The sequence below is a fragment of the Pseudomonas sp. Leaf58 genome, from assembly GCF_003627215.1.
In the GTDB taxonomy this organism is placed as follows: Bacteria; Pseudomonadota; Gammaproteobacteria; order Pseudomonadales; family Pseudomonadaceae; genus Aquipseudomonas.
Map to the genome: position 1 here is coordinate 339,796 of NZ_CP032677.1, position 18,214 is coordinate 358,009.

The 18,214-nt window shown below is 61.8% G+C and carries 19 protein-coding genes; 9 read left to right on the forward strand and 10 right to left on the reverse strand.

The window, feature by feature from the left end:
* Positions 1–70 precede the first annotated feature (70 nt).
* The 6 genes from DV532_RS01500 to hisF all read left to right on the forward strand — a co-directional run bounded on the left by DV532_RS01500 (position 71) and on the right by hisF (position 5,053).
* A complete protein-coding gene (locus tag DV532_RS01500; RefSeq protein ID WP_056805793.1) occupies positions 71–1,732 on the forward strand; it encodes an OFA family MFS transporter in 1,662 nt (553 codons plus the stop codon).
* Positions 1,733–2,013: 281 nt separating this feature from the next.
* Positions 2,014–2,607 carry an imidazoleglycerol-phosphate dehydratase HisB gene (gene hisB / locus DV532_RS01505; protein WP_003255736.1) on the forward strand — a complete coding sequence of 198 codons (594 nt, stop codon included), beginning with the start codon at positions 2,014–2,016 and terminating at the stop codon, positions 2,605–2,607.
* A complete protein-coding gene (gene hisH / locus DV532_RS01510; protein ID WP_056805790.1) occupies positions 2,608–3,246 on the forward strand; it encodes an imidazole glycerol phosphate synthase subunit HisH in 639 nt (212 codons plus the stop codon).
* Positions 3,247–3,507 carry a DUF2164 domain-containing protein gene (locus DV532_RS01515; RefSeq protein WP_056805787.1) on the forward strand — a complete coding sequence of 87 codons (261 nt, stop codon included), beginning with the start codon at positions 3,247–3,249 and terminating at the stop codon, positions 3,505–3,507. It begins immediately after the preceding gene.
* A 27-nt stretch (positions 3,508–3,534) separates the two neighbouring features.
* The gene (gene hisA, locus DV532_RS01520) at positions 3,535–4,272 is read left to right on the forward strand and encodes a 1-(5-phosphoribosyl)-5-[(5-phosphoribosylamino)methylideneamino]imidazole-4-carboxamide isomerase (protein ID WP_003255731.1); all 738 of its coding nucleotides are present in this window, start codon (positions 3,535–3,537) and stop codon (positions 4,270–4,272) included.
* Between the two features lie 10 nt (positions 4,273–4,282).
* The gene (hisF, locus tag DV532_RS01525) at positions 4,283–5,053 is read left to right on the forward strand and encodes an imidazole glycerol phosphate synthase subunit HisF (RefSeq protein WP_056805786.1); all 771 of its coding nucleotides are present in this window, start codon (positions 4,283–4,285) and stop codon (positions 5,051–5,053) included.
* A gap of 73 nt (positions 5,054–5,126) precedes the next feature.
* On the opposite strand, the gene choV is transcribed toward hisF, so the two are convergent.
* From choV to choX (DV532_RS01540), 3 genes are all read right to left on the reverse strand, one after another.
* The gene (gene choV / locus DV532_RS01530) at positions 5,127–6,305 is read right to left on the reverse strand and encodes a choline ABC transporter ATP-binding protein (RefSeq protein ID WP_056805783.1); all 1,179 of its coding nucleotides are present in this window, start codon (positions 6,303–6,305) and stop codon (positions 5,127–5,129) included.
* Entirely contained in the window at positions 6,302–7,150 is an 849-nt protein-coding gene (gene choW / locus DV532_RS01535; protein ID WP_177339552.1) for a choline ABC transporter permease subunit, read from the reverse strand. The genes choV and choW overlap by 4 nt, the downstream gene beginning before the upstream one ends.
* Positions 7,151–7,230: 80 nt before the next feature.
* Positions 7,231–8,178, reverse strand: a complete 948-nt coding sequence (choX, locus tag DV532_RS01540) for a choline ABC transporter substrate-binding protein (RefSeq protein ID WP_056805778.1) — start codon at positions 8,176–8,178, stop codon at positions 7,231–7,233.
* A gap of 443 nt (positions 8,179–8,621) precedes the next feature.
* On the opposite strand from choX (DV532_RS01540), the gene DV532_RS01545 reads away from it, so the two are divergent.
* Both DV532_RS01545 and DV532_RS01550 read left to right on the forward strand, forming a co-directional pair.
* Positions 8,622–9,998 carry an L-serine ammonia-lyase gene (locus DV532_RS01545; RefSeq protein ID WP_056805775.1) on the forward strand — a complete coding sequence of 459 codons (1,377 nt, stop codon included), beginning with the start codon at positions 8,622–8,624 and terminating at the stop codon, positions 9,996–9,998.
* Positions 9,999–10,474: 476 nt separating this feature from the next.
* Positions 10,475–11,581, forward strand: a complete 1,107-nt coding sequence (locus DV532_RS01550; RefSeq protein WP_056805772.1) for a GlxA family transcriptional regulator — start codon at positions 10,475–10,477, stop codon at positions 11,579–11,581.
* Between the two features lie 57 nt (positions 11,582–11,638).
* On the opposite strand, the gene DV532_RS01555 is transcribed toward DV532_RS01550, so the two are convergent.
* From DV532_RS01555 to choX (DV532_RS01575), 5 genes are all read right to left on the reverse strand, one after another.
* Positions 11,639–11,896 carry a hypothetical protein gene (locus tag DV532_RS01555; protein ID WP_021782639.1) on the reverse strand — a complete coding sequence of 86 codons (258 nt, stop codon included), beginning with the start codon at positions 11,894–11,896 and terminating at the stop codon, positions 11,639–11,641.
* Positions 11,897–12,207: 311 nt separating this feature from the next.
* Positions 12,208–12,684 carry a thioesterase family protein gene (locus DV532_RS01560; RefSeq protein WP_056805770.1) on the reverse strand — a complete coding sequence of 159 codons (477 nt, stop codon included), beginning with the start codon at positions 12,682–12,684 and terminating at the stop codon, positions 12,208–12,210.
* Positions 12,685–12,694: 10 nt separating this feature from the next.
* Positions 12,695–13,660, reverse strand: coding sequence for an L-carnitine dehydrogenase (locus DV532_RS01565; protein WP_056805767.1), 966 nt, complete (start codon positions 13,658–13,660; stop codon positions 12,695–12,697).
* Positions 13,661–13,769: 109 nt separating this feature from the next.
* The gene (locus DV532_RS01570) at positions 13,770–14,654 is read right to left on the reverse strand and encodes a 3-keto-5-aminohexanoate cleavage protein (protein ID WP_056805764.1); all 885 of its coding nucleotides are present in this window, start codon (positions 14,652–14,654) and stop codon (positions 13,770–13,772) included.
* Between the two features lie 123 nt (positions 14,655–14,777).
* A complete protein-coding gene (gene choX, locus DV532_RS01575; RefSeq protein ID WP_056805761.1) occupies positions 14,778–15,722 on the reverse strand; it encodes a choline ABC transporter substrate-binding protein in 945 nt (314 codons plus the stop codon).
* A 147-nt stretch (positions 15,723–15,869) separates the two neighbouring features.
* On the opposite strand from choX (DV532_RS01575), the gene DV532_RS01580 reads away from it, so the two are divergent.
* Positions 15,870–16,832 carry a GlxA family transcriptional regulator gene (locus DV532_RS01580; RefSeq protein ID WP_056805758.1) on the forward strand — a complete coding sequence of 321 codons (963 nt, stop codon included), beginning with the start codon at positions 15,870–15,872 and terminating at the stop codon, positions 16,830–16,832.
* Here the strand turns inward: DV532_RS01580 and DV532_RS01585 are convergent.
* A complete protein-coding gene (locus DV532_RS01585; protein ID WP_056805754.1) occupies positions 16,823–17,374 on the reverse strand; it encodes a hypothetical protein in 552 nt (183 codons plus the stop codon). The two genes, DV532_RS01580 and DV532_RS01585, sit on opposite strands and share 10 nt — an antisense overlap.
* A gap of 63 nt (positions 17,375–17,437) precedes the next feature.
* Entirely contained in the window at positions 17,438–18,154 is a 717-nt protein-coding gene (locus DV532_RS01590; protein ID WP_236707556.1) for a hypothetical protein, read from the reverse strand.
* Positions 18,155–18,214: the final 60 nt, after the last annotated feature.

Genomic DNA, 18,214 nt, shown 5'->3' on the forward strand with positions numbered 1-18,214 from the left:
TTCACGCTACTTGATGCTGCTACCCTTGCGCCGCTTTGCCTGCACTCTCCCTATAAAAAGGATCAGATTCATGAGCAGTACCGTCACGGCGGGGGCCTTGGCCAGTGCGCCAGGCTTCCTGTCGAAGGAGCGCATCATCGCCCGCCCGGGCTTTAACCGCTGGCTGGTCCCGCCAGCTGCCCTGGCCATCCACCTGTGCATCGGCATGGCTTATGGCTTCTCGGTGTTCTGGCTGCCCCTGTCGCAAGCGCTTGGCATCAGCGCGCCGGTTGCCTGCGCGGCGGACATGGGTTTCATGGCCCGTATGTTCAGTGCTGAATGCGACTGGCCGATCTCCATGCTCAGCTGGATCTACACCCTGTTCTTCGTCTTCCTTGGTTGCTCGGCGGCCGTGTTGGGCGGTTGGCTGGAACACGCCGGCCCGCGCAAGGCTGGCCTGGTGTCGGCACTGTGCTGGTGCGGCGGCATGCTGATTTCGGCCGTTGGCGTAAAAACTCACCAGCTGTGGCTGATGTGGCTGGGTTCTGGGGTGATCGGCGGTATCGGCCTGGGCCTGGGCTACATCTCGCCGGTGTCGACCCTGATCAAGTGGTTCCCAGACAAACGCGGCATGGCCACCGGCATGGCGATCATGGGCTTTGGCGGTGGGGCCATGGTTGGCGCACCGTTGGCCACCGCGCTGATGGGCCACTTCGGCAACGCGCAGGAGGTGGGCGTGTGGCAGAGCTTCGTGGCCATGGCGGCGATCTACTTCGTGTTCATGGTCGCCGGCGCCTTGGCCTATCGCGTGCCGCCGACCGGCTGGAAGCCTGAAGGCTGGAGCGCACCCCTGAAGAAGGCCGGTAACACCATGGTCACCGACCGCCATGTGCACGTCAGCGTGGCCTGGAAGACCCCGCAATTCGCCCTGATCTGGCTGGTGCTGTGCCTTAATGTGTCGGCGGGTATCGGCATTCTTGGCATGGCTTCGCCGCTGCTGCAGGAAGTGTTCGCCGGCAAGTTGCTGGGCAACGAACTGAGTTTCAGCGAGCTGAACAGTGCCCAGCTGGCGCAAATTGCTGCCATCGCCGCCGGTTTCACTGGCCTGTTGAGCCTGTTCAACATCGGCGGGCGGTTCTTCTGGGCGTCGTTCTCCGACTACATAGGCCGCAAAAACACCTACTTTGCCTTCTTCGCCCTGGGCGTAGGCTTGTACAGCCTGGTGCCGAACATGGGCCACCTGGGCAACGTGGCCCTGTTCGTGGCGGCGTTCTGCATCATCCTGTCGATGTATGGTGGTGGTTTTGCCACGGTCCCGGCGTACTTGGCCGACCTGTTCGGCACGCAGATGGTCGGCGCCATTCATGGCCGTTTGCTCACCGCTTGGGCGGCGGCGGGGGTGCTGGGGCCGGTGCTGATCACCTACCTGCGCGAGTATCAGCTGGCCGCCGGCGTAGAGCGGGCGGCGGCTTACGACATGACCCTGTACATCCTCGCCGGCCTGCTGGTGCTGGGCTTTATCTGCAACATGCTGGTGCGCCCGGTGGCCGACAAGCACTTCATGACCGATGCCGAGCTGGCTGCCGAGCGTGCGCTGAGCCATGACAAGGGCGCCGATGCAGCGCGGTCGCTGGAGTGGAAGGCGGCACCTGGGAGCCTGCCGCTGGTAGTGCTGGCCTGGGCGGTGGTGGTCGTGCCGTTGGCCTGGGGGGTGTGGATTACCTTGCAAAAGACCGCTGTGCTATTCCATTGATGAGTGATACCAGCGGCTGATTCGGCTGGCTGTACCGGCCCCATCGCCGGCAAGCCAGCTCCCACAGGTATACCGCAGGCCTGGAGCGCTGTGAGGTCCCTAGAGGAGGTGGCTTGCCGGCGATGGGCTGCAAGTAGCCGCAATTACCCAGTTGTATAGACCTGTAGCGGTATCCAGGCCGCGTAATTCCTCGCTTTGCCATATGTCATCCGCGTTTCAAGCTGGCGCGTTCTGGGCCTATAATGGAACCCTTTTCGCCCTATGATTTTGCGGAGCTGGTGATGGTCGAACGTAAGGCTTCCGTCGAGCGCAATACCCTGGAAACCCAGGTCAAGTGCTCGATCAACCTCGATGGCAGTGGCAAGGCCCGATTCGATATCGGTGTGCCTTTCCTTGAACACATGCTGGACCAGATTGCCCGCCATGGGCTTATCGACCTGGATATCGAGTGCAAGGGTGACACGCATATCGACGATCACCATACCGTCGAAGACGTCGGCATCACCTTGGGCATGGCATTCGCCCAGGCCATCGGTGACAAGAAAGGTATCTTCCGCTACGGCCACGCCTACGTGCCGCTGGACGAAGCGCTGTCGCGCGTGGTCATCGATTTCTCCGGTCGCCCGGGCCTGCAGATGCACGTGCCGTACACCCGCGCTAGCGTGGGTGGTTTCGACGTCGACCTGTTCCAGGAGTTCTTCCAGGGCTTCGTCAACCACGCGCTGGTAACCCTGCACATCGACAACCTGCGTGGCCACAACACCCACCACCAGATCGAAACCGTGTTCAAGGCTTTCGGCCGCGCCCTGCGCATGGCCATCACCCTCGACGAGCGCATGGCCGGGCAGATGCCTTCCACCAAAGGGTGCCTGTAAATGCAGACGGTAGCCGTAATCGACTATGGCATGGGCAACCTGCACTCGGTGGCCAAGGCGCTTGAGCACGTAGGTGCCGGTAAAGTGCTGGTCACCAGCGATGCCGCGGTTATTCGCGAGGCCGACCGTGTGGTGTTCCCAGGTGTGGGCGCAATTCGCGATTGCATGGCCGAAATCCGCCGCCTGGGCTTCGACAGCCTGGTGCGCGAAGTTAGCCAGGACCGCCCGTTCCTCGGTATCTGCGTGGGTATGCAGGCACTGTTGGAGCACAGCGAAGAAAACGACGGTGTCGACTGCATTGGCCTGTTCCCCGGCCAGGTGCGCTTCTTCGGCAAAGACCTGAAAGAAGACGGCGAGCACCTGAAGGTGCCGCACATGGGCTGGAACGAAGTGGGCCAGACCAACGACCACCCGCTGTGGCACGACATCCCTGATCGTGCGCGTTTCTACTTCGTGCACAGCTACTACATCAATGCTGGCAAGCCGGCCCAAGTGGTTGGTCGCGGCCATTACGGTGTCGATTTTGCCGCTGCGCTGGCCGATGGTTCGCGCTTTGCCGTGCAGTTCCACCCCGAGAAGAGCCATACCCATGGCCTGCAGCTGCTGCAGAACTTCGTTGCCTGGGACGGGCGCTGGTAAATGAGCAGGTCGAAGACCAAGGCCGCGGCCATCACCCTGGCCCCCGAACAAGAGCGCGAAGCGCTCGACACACTCAAGCGCTTTCTCGAAGACCGTTTCGAGCTGGAGCTGGGGTCGTTCGAGGTAGCCGAGGTCCTTGAGCTGTTCAGCAAAGAAATTGCACCCCTTTACTACAACAGGGCGATTGCCGATGTTCAGCTGCACCTCAAGGAGCGGTTCGAGAGCATCGAAAGTGATCTGTGGGCGCTCGAGAAGCCCTGAAACCCTAAGAACAGACAGGTTCCCAAGATGCTGATTATCCCCGCTATCGATCTGAAGGACGGTGCCTGCGTGCGCCTGCGCCAGGGCCGCATGGAAGACTCCACGGTATTTTCCGACGACCCGGTGAGCATGGCCGCCAAGTGGGTCGAGGGTGGCTGCCGCCGCCTGCACCTGGTCGACCTCAACGGTGCCTTCGAAGGCCAGCCGGTCAACGGTGAGGTGGTTACCGCCATCGCCAAGCGCTACCCGAACCTGCCGATCCAGATCGGTGGTGGCATCCGCTCGCTGGAAACCATCGAGCACTACGTCAAGGCTGGCGTCAGCTACGTCATCATCGGCACCAAGGCGGTCAAGCAGCCAGAGTTCGTCGCCGAAGCGTGCAAGGCCTTCCCAGGTAAGGTGATTGTTGGCCTGGACGCCAAAGACGGCTTCGTTGCCACCGATGGCTGGGCTGAAGTCAGCTCGGTGCAGGTCATCGACTTGGCCAAGCGTTTCGAGGCCGATGGCGTCTCGGCGATCGTCTACACCGACATTGCCAAGGACGGCATGATGCAGGGCTGCAACGTGCCCTTCACCAAAGCCTTGGCCGAAGCCACGCGCATTCCGGTGATCGCCTCGGGCGGTATTCACAACCTGGGCGACATCAAGGCCCTGCTGGACGCCAAGGCCCCGGGCATCATCGGCGCCATCACTGGCCGTGCCATCTACGAAGGCACCCTCGATGTCGCCGAGGCCCAGGCCTTCTGCGACAACTACCAAGGCTGAGGACTGAACCATGGCACTGGCCAAGCGCATCATCCCTTGCCTGGACGTGGATAACGGCCGGGTGGTCAAGGGCGTCAAGTTCGAGAACATTCGTGATGCCGGCGACCCGGTAGAAATCGCCCGTCGCTACGATGAGCAAGGTGCCGATGAAATCACCTTCCTCGACATCACCGCCAGCGTCGATGGCCGCGACACCACCTTGCATACCGTCGAGCGCATGGCCAGCCAGGTGTTTATCCCGCTGACCGTGGGCGGTGGTGTGCGCACCGTGCAGGACATTCGCAACCTGCTCAATGCCGGTGCCGACAAGGTCTCGATCAACACGGCTGCGGTGTTCAACCCGGAGTTTGTCGGCGAGGCTGCTGACCGTTTCGGTTCGCAGTGCATCGTCGTGGCTATCGACGCCAAGAAGGTGTCCGGGCCGGGTGACGCGCCGCGCTGGGAAATCTTCACCCACGGTGGGCGCAAGCCGACCGGGCTGGATGCCGTTGAATGGGCGAAGAAGATGGAAGGCTTGGGCGCTGGCGAGATCCTGCTGACCAGCATGGACCAGGACGGCATGAAAAACGGCTTCGACCTGGGCGTGACCCGCGCTATCAGTGATGCGCTGGGTATTCCGGTGATTGCCTCGGGTGGTGTGGGTAACCTGCAGCACCTGGCTGACGGCATTCTGGAAGGGCATGCCAGTGCGGTGCTGGCGGCCAGTATCTTCCACTTTGGCGAATACACGGTGCCAGAGGCCAAGGCTTACATGGCTGCACGCGGCATCGTCGTTCGCTGACTGATTGACTGGGGCTGCTTCGCAGCCCTTCGCGGGCGCGCCCGCGAAGGGCCGCAAAGCGGCCCCAATTGCTTCAACCGTGATTTTTACCCAGCAAGGCGTGGTAAAGCTCGGTATCCCCAAGAATCCCCACCACCTTGTTATTTTCCTGCAGCACCAGCTTGTTGCCCGTCTGGTAACGAATTTGCAGCGCCTCGCGCATGCCGATATCCACGTGCACCAGCGTCGGCCTGCGCCCCAACGCTTCTACCGCCTGCCCAGGCGCCCAGTTCTGCATGTCCATGCCGTTCTGCCCCTGGCGAGCACGCTTGATCGAGTTGCCTTCACCCAGGTCCAACCATGAATCAACACCCGGGTCCAGGCACACCGAGCCATTCACCCGCTTGCAGTTGTCCAGGGTCCGCATCAGGCTGCGGCCGCACAGCACGTTCAACGGGTTGGTGTGGGCAACGAAGGTCCGCACATACTCGTCGGCCGGGTTCAGCACGATCTCTTCCGGCTTGCTGTATTGGATGATCCGCCCGTCTTTCATGATGGCGATGCGGGTACCCAGCTTCAGCGCCTCGTCCAGGTCGTGGCTGACGAACACGATGGTCTTGCTCAGCTTGGCTTGCAGGTCCAGCAACTCGTCTTGCAAGCCTTGGCGGATCAACGGGTCCAGGGCCGAGAACGGTTCGTCCATCAGCAGGATGTCGGCGTCCATCGCCAGCGCCCGGGCCAGGCCGACGCGCTGCTGCATGCCGCCGGACAGCTCGTCCGGTTTTTTGTTGCGCCACTGCGTCAGGCCCACCAGTTCAAGCTTATCGTCGACCAGCTTGCGCCGTTCCTTTTCTGGCCGGCCCTGCATTTCCAGGCCAAAGCTGATGTTCTCGCGCACCGTCAACCAGGGCATCAGGGCAAACTTCTGGAACACCATGGCAATGCGCTTGGTGCGCATCATCTTCAGTTCGGCCGGGGTGCAGTGGGCAATGTCGATGTGCTTGCCTTCATGCTCGACAAACAGCTTGCCGCGGCTGACCGTGTTGAGGCCGTTAATGCATCGCAGCAAGCTGGATTTGCCCGAACCGGACAAGCCCATCAGCACGCAGATCTCGCCTTTGTTGATGTCCAGGTTGGCCTTTTCGACACCCACCACCAGCCCGGTCTGCTTGAGGATCTGCTCGCGAGTCTTGCCTTGGTCGAGCAGTGACAGCGCTTCGCGCGGCTTGTTGGAGAAGATGACGTCGACGTCTTCGAAACGAATGATGCTCATGCTTCACCCCTTACCGGCAGTTCCGGTTGCTTGCAGATACGGTCGAGCATGATCGCCAGCAGCACGATCGCCAGGCCCGCTTCGAAGCCCAGGGAAATATCGGCGGTGTTCAGTGCGTTGACCACAGGTTTGCCCAGGCCATCAGCGCCGACCAGGGCGGCGATCACCACCATCGACAGCGACAGCATGATGCACTGGGTAACGCCGGCGGCGATGCTTGGCATCGCGTGCGGCAGTTCGATGCGGGTTAGCAACTGGCGCCGCGAGCAGCCAAAGGCCTTGCCGGCGTCCATCAGCTCCTGGGGTACATCGCAAATGCCCAGGTAGGTAAGGCGAATAGGCGCGGCGATGGCGAACACCACGGTGGAAATCAGCCCTGGCACCACACCCAGGCCGAACAGGGTCAGGGTAGGGATCAGGTAAACGAAGGTGGGTACCGTCTGCATCAGGTCGAGGACCGGGCGCATGGCGGTATAGAACATCGGTTTATGCGCGGCGACGATGCCCAGCGGCACGCCGATGGCTACGCACACCACCGTGGCGAAGGTTACCTGTGCCAGGGTTTCCATGGTTTCCTGCCAGTAACCCAGGTTGAGGATTAGCAGGAACGACAGGGCGACGAACGCGGTCAGCGCCCACTTGCGCTGGATCAGGTGCGCCAGGGCGGCGAACAGGGCGATGAGGACGAAGGGGTTGAACCAGGTCAGGGCACTGGTGACGCCATGAATCATGAACTCCAGGCCTTGCGCGATGGCGTCGAAATATTCAGCGCCGTTCTGGGTCAGCCATTCGACGAACGACGCGATGTACTGGCCCAGGGGTATTTTCTGATCGATAAGCATGATAGCGAGCTTCCACCTGCATAGATTGAAATCAACCCGGGGCAGGCACGGCCGGCCCCGAGGTAGCGCTATTGCGTAGTTCGTTATTGCGCGAGCTTGGCCTTGGCCGCCTCAAGGCCGGGTTTGCCATCCACGGTAGTAACGCCGGCCAGCCAGGCATCCAACTTGCCAGGGTTGTCCTTGAGCCACTTCTTGGCGGCCGCTTCGGGTTTCATCTTGTCGTCCAGGACATAGCCCATCATGGTGCTTTCATCCTTGAGCTCGAACGACAAGTTCTTCAACAGCTGGCCAACGTTGCTGCATTCCTGCACATAGCCCTTGCGGGTGTTGGTCAATACGGTCGCCTTGCCAAAGTCGGGGCCGAAGTACTCGTCCCCGCCAGTCAGGTACTGCATCTTGAAGCGGGTGTTCATCGGGTGCGGTTCCCAGCCCAGGAACACCAGTGCATCGCCGCGCTTCTGCGCCCGGTCGACCTGCGACAGCATGCCGGCCTCGCTGGACTGGACGATCTTGAAACCGGCGTCCTTCAGGCCGAAGGCGTTCTTGTCGATCATCGCCTGGATGGTGCGGTTGCCATCGTTGCCCGGCTCGATGCCGTAAATCTTGCTGTCGAGCTCTTTCTTGAACTTGGGAATGTCGCTGAAATCCTTCAGGCCCTTGTCATACAGCGCCTGGGGAACGGCCAGGGTGTACTTGGCGTTTTCCAGGTTGGCGCGCACGGTTTCCACAGTGCCGGCGTCGCGGTACTGCTTGATGTCGTTCTCCATGGTCGGCATCCAGTTGCCGAGAAACACGTCCAGGTCCTTGCCGGTGGCCAGCGACTTGTAGGTCACCGGTACCGAGATCATGGTGGTGTGGGTTTTGTAACCCAGTGCTTCGAGCACAACGCTGGTGGTCGCGGTGGTGACCGTGATGTCGGTCCAGCCGACATCCGAGAACCTTACCGTCTGACACTGCTCGGGCTCGGCGGCCTGGGCCAGCAAGGGCGTGGACAGCAACGCAGCCAGCAACAGCGAGGGTGAACCTTTCATGGATGGACTCCTGAGGATTTTGTCTTCGGGTTCGCGTGGGTCGCCGGGCGTTCTAACGGTCCGGTCGACCAGGCCTGCAGAGGGCAGGATGCGTGGCCGTGCTTTACGAGTCGCTTTCGATAATCCTCCAGCGCCGGGCAATCGCCTACTGGTGGAGTCGTAACCAGTACGGAACGGGTCGTATCCAGTATGGGCGATGTCGCTTATGGATTTTTCCACCCCCTCCACCGCATTTTTGCGTCACCAGGCCCCTCGAAAACGGCGTTTAGCGGGCTAAAAACAGGGCGGCGCTGCTGGACAAAAGTACGTCGGTTGCAGACGGCGGGGGGCTACGCAAAAGCCTGATGATGCGTGCATTCACGGCGGCTCGCAGCTTCAGCCTAGCAGTTGCCCCGCCCTGCGCATGGCGCGCAGAGACAAGCCCAGCAAGAGGTGATTCGACAATGGCCATCAGCGTGTTCGACCTGTTCAAGATCGGTGTCGGGCCCTCCAGCTCCCACACCGTCGGCCCCATGCGTGCTGGCGCCCTGTTCGTTCAGGGCCTGCGCGAGCGCGGCGAGTTGGAACGTGTGAAGCGGATCGAAGTGCGCCTATATGGCTCGCTGTCGGCCACCGGTATCGGCCACGGCACCGACAACGCCACCATCATGGGCCTGATGGGCGAGTGGCCGGACGCCATCGACCCCACCCAGATCGTGCCGCGTATCGCTGACCTGCGTGAAACCAACACCCTGCAGTTGGACAGCCGCCTGCCCATCGAATTCGTCTGGGCCCGCGACATGCTGCTGCTGGACGAAAACCTGCCCTACCACCCCAACGCCATGACCTTGATCGCCGAAGGCGAGCAGGGCGAGCTGCACCGCGACACCTACTACTCGGTGGGCGGCGGCTTTGTGGTCGATGCCGCACAGGCTGCCAGCGGCGTTTTGGATGCTGATCAAACGGTGCTGCCGTACGACTTCAACAGCGCCGCCGAACTGCTGCGCCTGTGCAAGCAAAACGACCTCAGCGTGTCGCAATTGATGATGGCCAACGAGAAGGTCTGGCGCAGCGAGGAAGAGATCCGCGCCGGCCTGCACAAGCTCTGGGAAGCCATGCAGGAATGCGTCAACAACGGCCTTAAGTACGAAGGCACGCTGCCCGGCGGGCTGAACGTGCGCCGTCGCGCCGCCAAGCTGCACCGCAGCCTGCAAGAAGTCGGCAAGCCCAACGTGATTGGCTCGACCATGAGCGCCATGGAGTGGGTCAACCTGTTTGCCCTGGCGGTCAACGAAGAGAACGCCGCTGGCGGGCGCATGGTTACCGCGCCGACCAATGGCGCGGCCGGCATCATCCCGGCGGTGTTGCACTACTACATGCGTTTCAGCGATGCGGTTAACGAATCCAACGTGGTTGACTATTTCCTCGCCGCTGCAGCGGTGGGCATCCTGTGCAAGAAAAACGCATCGATCTCAGGTGCCGAAGTGGGTTGCCAGGGTGAGGTCGGTTCGGCGTGCGCCATGGCTGCTGCCGGCCTTGCCGAAGTGCTTGGTGCCACTCCGCCACAGGTGGAGAACGCTGCCGAGATCGCCCTGGAACACAACCTCGGCCTGACCTGCGACCCGGTCGGTGGCTTGGTGCAGGTGCCGTGCATCGAGCGCAACGCAATTGCCGCAGTCAAAGCCATCAACGCGGTGCAGATGGCCTTGCGCGGTGACGGCGAGCACTTCATTTCCCTCGACCAGGTAATCCGCACCATGCGTGACACCGGCGCCGACATGCACGACAAATACAAAGAGACTTCGCGCGGTGGCCTGGCGGTCAGCGCTATCGAGTGCTGATCGTCTCTTGACCTCACCGGCCTCTTCGCGGGTAAACCCGCTCCTGCATGTAGGAGCGGGTTTACCCGCGAAGAGGCCGGTGAATTTAAATACGGTGCAAAACCACTACCAGTGCTCCCTTATGGTGCAGTGCGGCGCATACCGATCGTCGGGTGTCGTTATCAATGCGGGCATTGTCGGTGACACTCAAGAGTGTCGTTTCTGGGCAACTTACACTGCGCGTGTCACCAAATTGCTCAGCGGTTACATGCACGGCGCCTAGCACGCGCGTTTGCGAAATCTGGCCGACTCGATCAAAGCACCTGATTTGCCGAATAAAGGCGTCGTTTTCAGGTTTTTTCGGATAGCCGTTCAATTTCCGGCACGGCGTTTGCGTTGAGTTTGGCAGTAAGCCCCTGCGAACGACACGGGGGTCAATAACAAGAAATCAGTGCCCGCCTGAGGCATACCCTGCATTTGTGTGAGGAGAAACCGCGATGACGTCCTACACCTCCGGGAACCCAACCCAGAACCGCACAGCTCCCCAGTCCATCGGGTTTCTTCTCCTGGACAATTTCACCCTGATTTCCCTGGCATCAGCCGTCGAGCCGCTGCGCATGGCCAACCAGCTGTCCGGCCGCGAGCTGTACCGCTGGCACACGTTGACCGTCGATGGTGGCCAGGTGTGGGCCAGTGATGGCTTGCAGATCACCCCCGATGCAGCCATGCACAGCGCCCCGCCCATCGACACGGTGATTGTGTGCGGAGGCGTCGGTATCCAGCGTACCGTTACCCGTGAGCATGTCACCTGGCTGCAGGCCCAGGCGCGCCAGTCGCGCCGTCTGGGGGCCGTGTGCACCGGCAGCTGGGCGCTGGCTTGTGCCGGCCTGCTCGACGGCTTCGACTGCAGCGTGCACTGGGAGTGCCTGGCAGCCATGCAGGAAGCCTACCCGCGGGTCAACATGAGTACTCGCCTATTCACCCTCGACCGCAACCGCTTCACCAGCTCCGGCGGCACTGCGCCGCTGGACATGATGCTGCACCTGATTAGCCGCGACCACGGCCGTGAGCTGTCGGCGGCGATCTCCGAAATGTTCGTCTACGAGCGTATCCGCAACGAGCAGGACCACCAGCGCGTGCCGCTCAAGCACATGCTCGGCACCAACCAGCCGAAGCTGCAGGAAATCGTCGCGCTGATGGAGGCCAACCTCGAAGAGCCGATCGACCTGGATGAACTGGCGGTTTACGTGGCGGTGTCGCGTCGGCAGCTCGAGCGCCTGTTCCAGAAGTACCTGCACTGTTCGCCGTCGCGGTACTACCTGAAGCTGCGCCTGATTCGTGCGCGGCAGCTGCTGAAGCAGACGCCGATGTCGATCATCGAAGTGGCGTCGGTGTGCGGCTTCGTGTCCACCCCGCACTTCTCCAAGTGCTACCGCGAGTACTTCGGCATTCCGCCGCGTGATGAGCGCGTGGGTTCCAATACCGCGCAGCAGGTGGCGATGATGCCTATCCCGCAGGCCCTGACCCTATCGCCGCACAGCGGCCCGATGGCGGCCCTTAGCCAGGCGCGCAACGAGTCGACCTTTGCCAGCGTAAGGCTCTGAAACGCAGCTGGCCTCTTCGCGGGCTTGCCGCGAAGAGGCCAGTGCAGGAGAAATCAGTCAGGCGCGCTTATTGAATTGCGCCAACGCCGGCAACAGCTGTTTGTCGATGGCCTGGCGCACCGCCGGCAAAATTGTCGCGCTACCGGTATACATCTGTTCCACCATCCCCTTCAGGGCCCGCGCATTAGGCTCGTTCAGCCCTCGTACCACCGCCTCGCAGGCCTGCTCGGCACTGGCCCCGGCCGGAATGTCGAACCCGCGCGCGCGCAGGTGGCCTGCCAGATCGTCCTGGTCAATCAAATCCGCATGCATCATGGCTGTTGTCCCTTTTATTGCGAAGAGAGTGCTGCTGTGATTTACGACCGATTCTGTGACGACGGCGACATGCCCGCAACCACTGAATGGCCTCATGGCTGCTTTGGCTAAGAACAGGTCGTTTCCGGCTAAATCCACCTGCTGGGAAGTGCGCACACTCAAGCCATCTACCGCAACGGAGGGTTTGGTCACCCTCGTTCGTGCACAGTGGATGTTGCTCGCTCTTGGCCCCGGATGCTCACGGCTTTCCGGGGTTATTTTTTGCCTGCAAAATCGCCGCACCCCACCTGTAGGTGCGGCCATGGTCGCTTTCAGGGTTTGCTATTCAAGCCCATTACCCGGGCCACGAAATCGGCCAGTGGCAGGTCCTGTTGTTCATCCACCAACCCCTGCAGCAGCTCGATACTGCGTTCACTGAACAGCGCCGACCTCGGCCCCGCCAGGTCCACGTGCAGCAGCATTTGCTCGCTGGCCGCCAGCACCTCGTCGAACCCGGCCCGGTGCAAGCTGTGGTAGACGTGCAGGCGCTTGCGATCGAAGCCGAGGATCTGCGTTTGCACCCATACCTCAGTGCCCAGCTTCACTTCGTGCAGGTAGTTGATGTGTGCTTCCAGGGTGAACAGCGAGTTACCGCTCTGCTCACGGTCGTCCGCATCCAGGCCGATGCGCGCCATCAGCGCGTCGGTGGCGTAGCTGAAGATCAGCAAGTAAAAGGCATCGCGCAGGTGCCCGTTGTAGTCGACCCAGTCCTGCTGGACCGGGGTGCGGTAAGTGATCAGTGCGGGCATCGTGTGTTCCTCAATCGCCAAAGGCCATGCCGTGCTGTGCTTTGCTGGTTTTTACCGCTTCCAGTACCGCCAACAGGGTGTCATCACGATAGCGCTCCAGCGCGGCGATGCTGCGTTCGCCCAGTTGTTGCGAGGTGCCATCGACCACGTCGTCGATCAGCTTGTCGGTCAACTGCGGTGCTGGCAGGTAGGTCCAGGGCAACTGCAGCGCGGGGCCGAACTGGGCCATGAAGTGGCGCATGCCAGCGTCGCCCCCGGCCAGGGTATAGGTGAGGAAGGTGCCCATGAACGACCAGCGCAAACCGGCGCCAAAGCGGATGGCATCGTCGATTTCACCAGTACTGGCCACGCCGTCGTTGACCAGGTGCAGGGCCTCGCGCCACAGCGCTTCAAGCAGGCGGTCGGCGATAAACCCCGGTACCTCCTTGCGCACGTGCAGCGGGCGCATGCCCAGCGCGGTGTAGATGGCTTTGGCGGCTTCGATGGCCTCGGGTGCGGTGCGTTTGCCGCCGACGATCTCGACCAGCGGCAGCAGGTACACCGGGTTGAACGGGTGGCCGACCACACAGCGTTCGGGGTGGGTGGCCGACTCGTAGAACTCACTGGGCAGGAGGCCCGAGGTGCTGCTACCGATGATAGCGTTGGGCTTGGCAGCGACGCTGATTTTCGCATGCAGGTCAAGCTTCAGGTCCAGCCGTTCTGGTGCGCTTTCCTGGATGAAATCGGCGTCGCGTACGCATTCCTCAACGGTTGCCACGAACCTCAGGCGGTCTTGTGCCGCACCTGGGGCCAAGCCTTGTTTTTGCAGCGCCGGCCATGCGTTGGCGATACGCTGGCGCAGCGCCTGTTCGGCGCCGGGTGCCGGGTCCCAGGCGACCACGTCCAGGCCGTGGGCCAGCGCGCGCGCTACCCAGCCGCTGCCAATTACGCCACTACCCAGGGCGGCGAAGGTCTTGATCTCGGTGATGAAAGGCATATCGAGTCCTCAGGCTAAGTTGAATTCTTCGGGTGAGCGCCAATCCCTGTGGGAGCGGGCATGCCCGCTCCCACCAGGTTCTCTGCTGCAGCCGAGATTGTTGAAAGGATCAGCGGCGTTTGAAGTTCATTTTTTCCCGGCCTTCGGCTGGGGTCAGCACACGGGCGCCCAGGCGCGAAATAATCTCCACTGCGCGCTCGACCAACTGGCCGTTACTAGCCAGCACGCCGCGGTCCAGGTACAGGTTGTCTTCCAGGCCTACCCGCACGTTGCCGCCGAGCAGCACGGCTTGAGCCGCCATCGGCATCTGCATGCGGCCGATACCAAAGCCGGCCCAGGTGACGTTGGCCGGCAGGTTGTCGACCATTGCCTTCATGGTGGTGGTGTCGGCTGGGGCGCCCCACGGTATGCCCAGGCACAGCTGGAACAACGGGTCGTCGAGCAGGCCTTCCTTGATCATCTGCTTGGCGAACCACAGGTGGCCGGTGTCGAAGATCTCCAGTTCGGCCTTTACCCCCAGCTCGGTGATGCGCTTGGCGCCGGCACGCAGTTGCGCCGGGGTGGAGACGTAGATCGAGTTACCATCGCCGAAGTTGAGGGTGCCGCAATCGAGGGTGCAGATTTCCGGCAGTAGTGCTTCGACGTGGGCCAGGCGCTCCAGTGGGCCGATCAGGTCGGTACCTGAGCCGAATTCCATTGGTGTTTCGCCTGGGCCGATTTCCAGGTCGCCGCCCATGCCGGCGGTGAGGTTGACGATGATGTCTACGTCGGCTTCGCGAATGCGTTCCATGACTTCGCGGTACAGCGCCACGTCACGGCTGAAACGGCCAGTTTGTGGGTCACGTACGTGGCAGTGCACCACAGTGGCGCCGGCCTTGGCGGCTTCTACGGCGGCTTCGGCGATCTGTTTGGGGGTGACTGGCACCAGGTGGCTTTTCGAGGCGGTGTCGCCGGCGCCAGTGAGGGCGCAAGTGATGATGACGTCGTGGTTCATGGCGGGGTTCCTCGTGGTGTCTGTGCTGGCCTTTTCGCGGGCAAGCCCGCTCCCACAGGATCAAGTTGATCTTGAGTGCGGCGCTGTACCTGTGGGAGCGGGCTTGCCCGCGAATGGGCCGGATCAGTTGGCGGTGAGCTTGAGGTTGTCGGCAGCCGGCTTGCCATCGAAGGTGGTCACACCTTGCAGCCAGCGGGCCTTGTCCTCGGGGTGGTCGTTGAGCCATTGGCGGGCTGATTCCAGCGCGTCCTTGTGGTCGAGCAGCGGCTGCATCATGCGGCTCTCGTCCTCGGCGCTGAAGGTCAGGTTGGCTAGCAGGCGGTGGGCGTTGGGGCAGCGTTCGGCATAGTCGGGCGCGGTCACCGTCCACACCGTCGCGCGGCCTTCATCAGGGCCCAGGGCGTCCTGGCTGTCGCCCAGGTAGACCATGTCGATGTTCACGTTCATCGGGTGCGGCGCCCAGCCGAAAAACACCACGGCCTCGTTGCGTCGCACCGCGCGGTCGACGGCGGCGAGCATGCCGGCCTCGCTGGACTCGACCAGCTGGAACTTGCCCAAGCCGAACTGGTTCTTGGCGATCATCGCCTTGATCTGGGTGTTGGCGCCGGAGCCGGGCTCGATGCCGTAGATTTTGCCGCCCAGTTGCTTTTCGAACCGGTGGATGTCGGCGAAAGTCTTCAAGCCCTTGTCAGCCAGGTACTTGGGCACTGCCAGGGTGGCCCGCGCATCTTCCAGGCTGGGCTTGTCGAGCACCTTGACTTGCTTGGCGTCGACGAATGGGGTGATGGTCTGGGTCATGATCGGGTTCCAGTAACCGAGGAACAGGTCCAGGCGTTTGTCGCGGATGCCGGCGAAAATGATCTGCTGCGAAGCGCTGGTTTGTTTGGTCTGGTAGCCCAGGCCGTCCAGCAGCACCTGGGCCATGGCGCTGGTGGCAATGACGTCGGTCCAGTTGACCACGCCCAGGCGGACGTTCTTGCAGGCCGCAGGTTCGGCGGCGAACAGTGGGGAAGTGGCGATGCTGCTCAGGGCAAGGGTCAACAGGCTGCGGCGGATCAAGCTGTGCATGGTGGCTCTCCATCGGCAGTGCATATTGTTATGGGGATTCGACCTCTCTGGGCCGTGTTAAGAAGCTACCCTGCTGGCAGGGTGGAAAATCGCACCCTGGCGACCAACTCTTGCACGGAGGCGACCACCTTTGCCGTGGAGCATGCAATGCCGCAAATCATTCATTTCCTGTTGTTGCCCGGCTTCTCGGCCATGGGTTTCATCAGTGCCCTGGAGCCTCTGCGGGTGGCCAACCGCTTCAAAGGCCCGTTGTACCGCTGGCAGGTGCTAAGCCTGGATGGCGGCGCGGTGCAGGCCAGCAATGGCATGTCGGTGAACGCTGATGCGGCGCTGGCGGCGGGGGAGGCTGGTAGCATGTTGCTGATCGTGGCCGGTTTCGACCCCCTGGCCTGTTATGGGCCGGCGCTGCACCAGGCGCTACGCCGCCTGGACCACGACGGGGTGATATTGGGCGGCATTGACACCGGCGCAGTGCTACTGGCCGAAGCCGGACTGCTCGATGGCCACCGGGCCACCGTGCACTGGGAGGCGCTGGAAGCGTTCAAGGAGAATTACCCGAGCCTGCAGGTGACCCAGGAGTTGTTCGAAATCGACCGGCGGCGCATTACCTGTGCCGGGGGCACCGCTTCGATCGACCTGATGCTCGACCTGATTGCGCAAGCCCATGGCAATGAGCTGGCGGTGCAGGTGTCGGAGCAATTCGTGCTCGGTCGCATCCGGCCGCGCCAGGATCACCAGCGGATGCAGATTGCCTCTCGCTATGGCATCAGTAATCGCAAGCTGGTGCAGGTGATTGGTGAAATGGAAAAGCATACCGAGCTACCACTGAGTACATTGGAGCTGGCAGCCCGCGCCAAGGTCACCCGGCGTCAATTGGAGCGCTTGTTTCGTTTGTATTTGAATGACACGCCAAGTGGGTTTTATCTGGGCCTGCGTCTGGACAAGGCGCGACAGCTGCTGTGTCAGACGCAGATGAGCATCACCCAGGTCAGCGTGGCGTGCGGTTTTGAGCTGCCGTCGTACTTCACGCGCTGCTACAAACGGCGCTTCGGCTGTTGCCCACGGGCAGAGCGGCAGGCACTCAAGCCTCAACTGGCTGATCAGAATTGATCGAGGTCTGCCAGCGCCCGGAGTTGGGTCTCGATCCGTACTCGCTGGGCCTCGAAGGCCTCGGGCATGAGTTTGCTGCCCAAGTGATCCAGGTGCAGGGCCACGCGCGTCCGTGGGGTATCCGCAGCGGTCTCGCACCACAGGTGGAACACAATCGCCACTGGCCCGTTATGGTCATCCTCATCAAATTCGATGCGCATGTGCGAGCTGGCCGATGTACTGCACAGTAGGGCGAGGTCCGGCTGTTTCAAGCCGTTGAGGACATCGCTTGCCACCCGCCTGAACCTTTGGTTGCGACCCTGAGGTGCCGGAATCCAGCCGGCGAAGACCTCCTGAAACACAGCATCCGTGGGGGTGCAGTCGAAACTCCTGGTTGTTCGGTCGAACAGTTCGACACCGCAATCCTCCAGGGTTTTCAGAAAACGGCTGAACCAGCGCTGGCCGTCTTGCTGGCGGTCGTGAGCCAGGTTTGCATCCAATTGCGACAGGCGCAGGCAGGCGTGGAGGTCTTCGAGGTGTTGGGCGGCAGGTATTGCGGGCATGGTTAAGCCCTTGTGTGCACGTAAAAATGGAAAATGGCGCCGCAGGGCGGCGCCAAGTTTGGCTCAGATGTCCAGCGCCAGGATGTCGGCCGCTTGACTGGCCAGCTTCAGCCTGACGGCTTCGCGCATGGCACCGAAGTGGCGAACACTGAACGAGCCCTGTTGCGAGGCCCGGTACACACGGGTGTTCGATTTGTCGATGATGCGGCCGGCAGAGCCTGCGGCCTTCTCGGCTTTGTCATAGCTCAGCTGAACGCTGGTCATGTGCATGATCGGCAGCCCTTGTGGCGTCATTTCGCAGGCCGAAATCTGAATGGTGCTGGATTTGCCCGAAACGCTCACGCTGCTCTCTTCGAGCAGTTGCTGTGCCTTTGGCGTTTTCACGATCACTTCGAAGGAGCGCTTTACGCAACGGCTCAGCCGATGGTTGCTGCCGATCTGCACGGTGACAATTTCAGGCGCCAGGGTTGCCAGCGTGTGGGTGTCCTTGTCCAGCGCTTCTTCTACATGAGCGGCGCCGGTCAGTGTCCAGCCGAACTTGCCCAGGCCGTCGTTGTAGAAGTTGTACCACTCACGCTGCTGGGTTTCCTTGTCGAACTTCTTGTTTGCCGACAGGTTCATCAGGCGCATGCCGTCCAGGACGTCTTCCGCAATCGAGGCGGGTACGTCGGGGGCAAAGATGCAGATGGTGTTGGCGACCATTACGGCGCGCTCTTCGCCTTCTTTTTTCAGGGCGGCAATGGCGCTGTCCATGTCGGTTTTGCTGAGGTTGGAAGTCATGTCTTGGTTTCCGATTGAGGTCATTCCAGCGCCTCGGCTGAGGCGCTTGGGATGCACTGT